The organism is Mesorhizobium sp. M7A.F.Ca.CA.002.15.2.1 (assembly GCF_003998715.1).
Classification (GTDB): Bacteria; Pseudomonadota; Alphaproteobacteria; order Rhizobiales; family Rhizobiaceae; genus Mesorhizobium; species Mesorhizobium ciceri.
Map to the genome: position 1 here is coordinate 1 of NZ_RZPI01000455.1, position 4,738 is coordinate 4,738.

A 4,738-nucleotide genomic window follows, 5' to 3' on the forward strand; every position below is an offset into this window, starting at 1 on the left:
CAGCATAGGACACCGCGGCGGTGACGAAGAAATAGCGCAATTTGTGCGCGGTGAGCCGGACCCGCTTGCCGCGAGCCAAGAGCATGCACAGCAAGACCCCGCCGGCGCCGAGCGAGATGACGAAGGCCCAGACCATGGCCGGCACGCCGGCAGCCGTGGCGAGCTTGCCGAACGGCAGCGTCAGGCCGAGCAGGCCGCCGGTGACGACCAGCAGGCCGAGCGCCGAATCCCAGAGAAGCTTCATTGACCGAATCCTGTAGCGCGGCTCTTGGCCGGCATTGCATCTTGCAGTAAGATAACGGAAAGATTCTTAACGTCAAGATAAATGATGGTGAGACAGTTGGACAGGGCAGCACGGGCGATCGAGCAATGGAAGCGGGAACGACCCGATCTGGACGTCTCGCCGATGGGTGTGCTCGGGCGGCTGAACGAGGCCGCCTCGCTGATCGCCCGCGAGCGCCTGGCGCCGTTGTTTGCCCGTTATGGATTGCAGTCCGGGGAATTCGACGTGCTGGCAACGCTGCGCCGCTCTGGATCACCCTACGCCCTGACGCCGACCGCCCTCTATGAAGCGACGATGGTGACGTCAGGCGCCATGACCAACCGGCTCGACCGGCTCGAAACGTCCGGATTGATCCTGCGCGGGCCGCACCCCAACGATCGGCGCGGCATTGTCGTGCGGCTGACCGAAAAGGGTCTCGCGTTGATCGATGAGGCTATTGCCGCCCATGTTGCCAACGAGCATGAGATTCTTTCCGGCCTGACACCGGCCGAACGGGAGACGCTCTCTCGGCTGCTTGAGAAATTGATCGGGAGCGTGAGCTAAGCCGGGTCAGTTCGTAGGCTGCGGCGAGAACCGGCGCCGGTGTTTCCAGCGGCGGTATGATACGGTGAGGTCGACAAGCCGGGTCGGCATGTTGAGGTAGAGCAGAGCATCCCGCAAACCGCTGAGATAGCGCTCACTCATCGCCTTGTCGGAAAAGTCCGGCATGGCCTCGAGTGTCGCTTCGGCTTGCTGGCTCCGGCCCTTTCCGGTCGGCAATCTGGCCGCAAAGGCTATTTCTCGACGCAGACAGACCTGCTCCACGCGATCCCGCAGCGCCTCTTCGTAGCCGATACCACATCGCATAAGCCGCGCGTGGGTGGCTTCATGGACGATAATCGAAGCGACCAATTCCGGCGTCGTCCTTTCGCTGATGATATGGCGCTCGTCCAATTCGCATGCCTTGGAAGAGTTTGCCCATTGCGCGACGGAAGCAGGAAGGGTTGTGACAAATACCTGTCTTACGTCACCAAGCAGCCGTCTGTAGCGCACTGGATCAAAATCACGAATAAGCTGAAGCGCCTCGACGATCTTGTCGGTGCCCTTGTCGCTGATGATGAGCAACCCGTCGATCGTTCGGGTACCGCTAAGCTTGACGGCGCCCCAGCGGGCCAATCGGCCAACGACGGCTCTTATGCTGCGTCGCGGCTCAATCGCTTCTGGGTCGCGCAAAGCTCCCTCGGAACTCAGTTGCGGTCGTCCGGAAACACCGGGATCGGCATGAACTCGACGCCGTCCTCGACCAGGCTCTTGGCTTCGTCCAGCGTCGCCTCGCCATAGATGCCACGCGGGTCGCTCTCGCCGAAATGGATCTTTCGCGCTTCCTCGGCGAACTTGTCGCCGACATAATCGGCATTCTCGCGCACCTTCTCGGCCATCGCCTTGAGCTGCGCCAAAGCCTGCTTCTGCGCCTCGCCCATGGCCAGCGCTATGGTTTCCTGCTTGCGCGCCGTGGAGACGGCCGGCGCCATCAGTGCTTTCTGCACCTTGTGCGAACCGCAGCTCGGGCAATCGACGAAGCCGCGCTTCTTCTGGGTGTCGAAATCGTCGTTGCTGCGGAACCAGCCTTCGAATTCGTGCTCGTGCTCGCAGATCAGGGCAAAACGGATCAAGAGGCTGCACCCCTGAGCCGCGGCGCCTCGCCCGAGCCGGCATTGACGGCGAAATCCCGCGCATTCCTGAGATTGGGGATCTTCTTGCGCGCGGCAAGCGACTGCGCCGGGTCGATCTCGGCGACGATCACCGCCGGTTCGTCATGCGCGGCTTCCGCAATGATCCGGCCCCACGGATCGACGATCAGCGAATGGCCGTAAGTCTCGCGGCCGTCTTCATGCAAGCCGCCTTGCGCGGCGGCGACGACATAGGCGCCGTTCTCGATGGCGCGGGCCCTGAGCAGCACGTGCCAGTGCGCCTCGCCGGTCTGGCGGGTGAAGGCAGCCGGTACGGAAAGCAGGTCTGCGCCGGCCAACGCCTCGGCGCGGAAGAGTTGCGGAAAGCGCAGATCGTAGCAAACGGCGAAGCCGAGCTTTGCACCCTCGATGTCGGTGACGACGGCCTCGGTTCCCGGTTCATAGGCGGCGGACTCACGCCAGCTCTCGCCATTGTCGAGATCGACGTCGAACATGTGGATCTTGTCGTAGGCGGCGAGCGCAGCACCATCCGGCCCGAACAGCAGCGCCCGGTTGGCGAGCTTGCCGTCGGCGCGCAGAATGGCGGTCGAGCCGATATGCAGGAAGATGCCGAGCTCCTTGGCCAGCCTGCGCGCGGTCGCGACGACGATGTCCTTGTCCTCCGACGTGAACGATGCGGCGCGAGCTTCCTTGTCGCGGATCAGCGCCCCGGTCATTTCCGGCGTCTGGATGTAGGTGGCACCTAGGCTGGCTGCTTCACGCACCAGCCGTTCGAGATCGACGGCGTTGCGCTCGGGGCTCTCGCCCGAACGCATCTGGATCGCAGCGGCCTTGAAAACACCCATCGTCATTCCCTCAATTCGTCGCGCCGTTGGCGAGCAATTTGTCCAGCCGGCCTTCGGCCTCCAGCTCGTGGAGGTCGTCACAGCCGCCGACATGCGTATCGCCGATGAAAATCTGCGGAAAGGTCGTGCGGCCATGCGCCCGGGAGATCATCTCCTGGCGCAATTCCGGCGAGAAGGAGGCATCGTGCTCGGTAAAGGCGACGCCCTTGCGCTCGAGCAGCCGCTTGGCTGCCGTGCAATAGCCGCACATCATGCGGGTGTAGATCGTGACATCGGTCATGACGAATTTCCGCTGTTCGTTGCCGACTTATATAGTCGCGGACTCGTCCGCCCGAAAGTCCCCCGGCAACACACGCGCAAAGGTCAGCACGTCGACGGCGGCCGCACCTCCCCTTTTCAGCGCCTTGGTGTCGGAACGCACCGTGGCGCCGGTGGTGTAGACATCGTCGATCAAAAGCACCCTGCGGCCGGCGATCTCGATTTCCGCCTCGGCAGGCACCCGGAACGCGGCCCGCACATTCTCCTCGCGTTCGCCGCGCTCCAGCCCGACCTGCTGGCGGGTGAGTTTCACGCGCCGAACCGCCGACGGGGCGAAGGGCAATCCGCTAAGTGCCGAGACCGCCCTGGCCAGTTCCGCCGACTGGTTGAAGCGCCGCCTGAAAAACCGCCGCCAGTGCAGCGGCACCGGCACCACCACATCCGCCTCGGCGATGAGATCGGCACCCGCACGCATCATCCAGCGCGCCATCCAAGGTGCCAGATCCGTGCGATCCTGGTATTTCAACCCTTGCACCATCTGGCGCGCAACGCCGGAATAGGCGACCGCCGCCCGCGCCCGCTCGAAAGGCGGCGGATCGGCAATCGCCTCGGCCGACAGAAAGCCTTCGCCCATATGGTGGGTGAACGGCGTACCCATGACAGGGCACCATGGCCGCTCCAGCAGCCTGAGCTTCGGCCAGCAGGCGCCGCACAGCACGCCCGGTTGCGAGACATGCCGGCGGCAACCGGCGCAGACCGGCGGAAACAGCATCCGCGCCGGCCAGCCGACAACCGACCGGGCCAGGTTCGTGATCCCGATAGACTTGATCTTGGGCATCGGATCGGCCACGTGGTTGCTCCTGCGCGCCACTATATCAACGATCTCGGAGCGTGGACAAACAAAGGATCTGCCCGTTGCAGCCAATAATGGATACCTCTCTGTGGCTGACGCACAAGCGGCGCGCGCTTGCCCGTCCGGTCGACGGCGCGGACTTCCTCATGCGCCGCACGGCCGAGGACCTTGCCGAACGGCTGGGCGCCGTCGAGCGCCGGTTCGGCAAGGCGGCCGTGCTGTTTTGCCAGACGCCGGCGGCGGCCGAAACGCTCGCCGAAAGCGGCAAGGTCGCCGACATTGTCCGCGTCGAGACGGATACGGCTTTCCTGAGCGGTGGCGATGCCGGCCTGATCGCACCGCTCGAAACCGTGCCGTTCGAGTCGGAAAGCCTCGATCTGGCGGTGTCGCTCTTGTCGCTGCAGGCCATGAACGACATCCCAGGCATGCTGATCCAGATCCGCCGTGCGTTGCGGCCGGATGGGCTTTTCCTCGGCGCCTTTGCCGGCGCCGGTACGCTTTTCGAGTTGCGCGAAAGCCTGCTTGCGGCCGAGACCGAGCTTTACGGCGGCGCCAGCCCGCGTGTCGCGCCGTTCACCGACGTGCGCGATGCCGGTGCGCTGCTGCAGCGCGCCGGTCTCGCTCTGCCGGTCGCCGACGTCGAGACGGTGACGGTGCGCTATGCCAGCCTGTTCAACCTGATCGCGGATCTGCGGGCCATGGGCGAGACCAATGCACTCACCGATCGCAGCCGGCGCCCGGGCTCGCGCAAGCTGTTTGCCCGCGCGGCGGAAATCTACGCCGAGCGGTTTTCCGACCCCGACGGCCGCGTCAGGGCAAGTTTCTCGAT

General features: G+C 64.5%; 7 protein-coding genes and 1 pseudogene. 2 read left to right on the plus strand and 6 right to left on the minus strand.

Going from position 1 to position 4,738, the window contains the following annotated elements; all coding sequences use genetic code 11:
* A pseudogene (locus ENZ74_RS22465) lies at positions 1 to 244 on the minus strand (EamA/RhaT family transporter); the annotation flags it as partial.
* A 96-nt stretch (positions 245 to 340) separates the two neighbouring features.
* On the opposite strand from ENZ74_RS22465, the gene ENZ74_RS22470 reads away from it, so the two are divergent.
* Positions 341 to 826, plus strand: a complete 486-nt coding sequence (locus ENZ74_RS22470) for a MarR family transcriptional regulator (RefSeq protein ID WP_013529453.1) — start codon at positions 341 to 343, stop codon at positions 824 to 826.
* A gap of 6 nt (positions 827 to 832) precedes the next feature.
* Here the strand turns inward: ENZ74_RS22470 and ENZ74_RS22475 are convergent, their stop codons facing one another.
* The 5 genes from ENZ74_RS22475 to ENZ74_RS22495 all read right to left on the minus strand — a co-directional run bounded on the left by ENZ74_RS22475 (position 833) and on the right by ENZ74_RS22495 (position 3,906).
* Positions 833 to 1,387 (minus strand): hypothetical protein, encoded by a 555-nt coding sequence (locus ENZ74_RS22475; RefSeq protein ID WP_164746265.1) that lies wholly within the window; start codon positions 1,385 to 1,387, stop codon positions 833 to 835.
* Positions 1,388 to 1,509: 122 nt separating this feature from the next.
* Positions 1,510 to 1,935, minus strand: coding sequence for a DUF1178 family protein (locus ENZ74_RS22480; protein WP_013529451.1), 426 nt, complete (start codon positions 1,933 to 1,935; stop codon positions 1,510 to 1,512).
* Positions 1,932 to 2,798 (minus strand): carbon-nitrogen hydrolase family protein, encoded by an 867-nt coding sequence (locus ENZ74_RS22485; RefSeq protein WP_027163514.1) that lies wholly within the window; start codon positions 2,796 to 2,798, stop codon positions 1,932 to 1,934. The genes ENZ74_RS22480 and ENZ74_RS22485 overlap by 4 nt, the downstream gene beginning before the upstream one ends.
* 10 nt (positions 2,799 to 2,808) lie before the next feature.
* Positions 2,809 to 3,078: a glutaredoxin 3 gene (grxC, locus tag ENZ74_RS22490; protein WP_024503792.1), complete on the minus strand. Its 270-nt coding sequence runs from the start codon at positions 3,076 to 3,078 to the stop codon at positions 2,809 to 2,811.
* A gap of 27 nt (positions 3,079 to 3,105) precedes the next feature.
* Positions 3,106 to 3,906, minus strand: a complete 801-nt coding sequence (locus ENZ74_RS22495; protein ID WP_063169072.1) for a ComF family protein — start codon at positions 3,904 to 3,906, stop codon at positions 3,106 to 3,108.
* A gap of 65 nt (positions 3,907 to 3,971) precedes the next feature.
* On the opposite strand from ENZ74_RS22495, the gene ENZ74_RS22500 reads away from it, so the two are divergent.
* The coding region (locus ENZ74_RS22500; RefSeq protein WP_127312995.1) for a methyltransferase domain-containing protein at positions 3,972 to 4,738 on the plus strand (767 nt) is incomplete at its 3' end.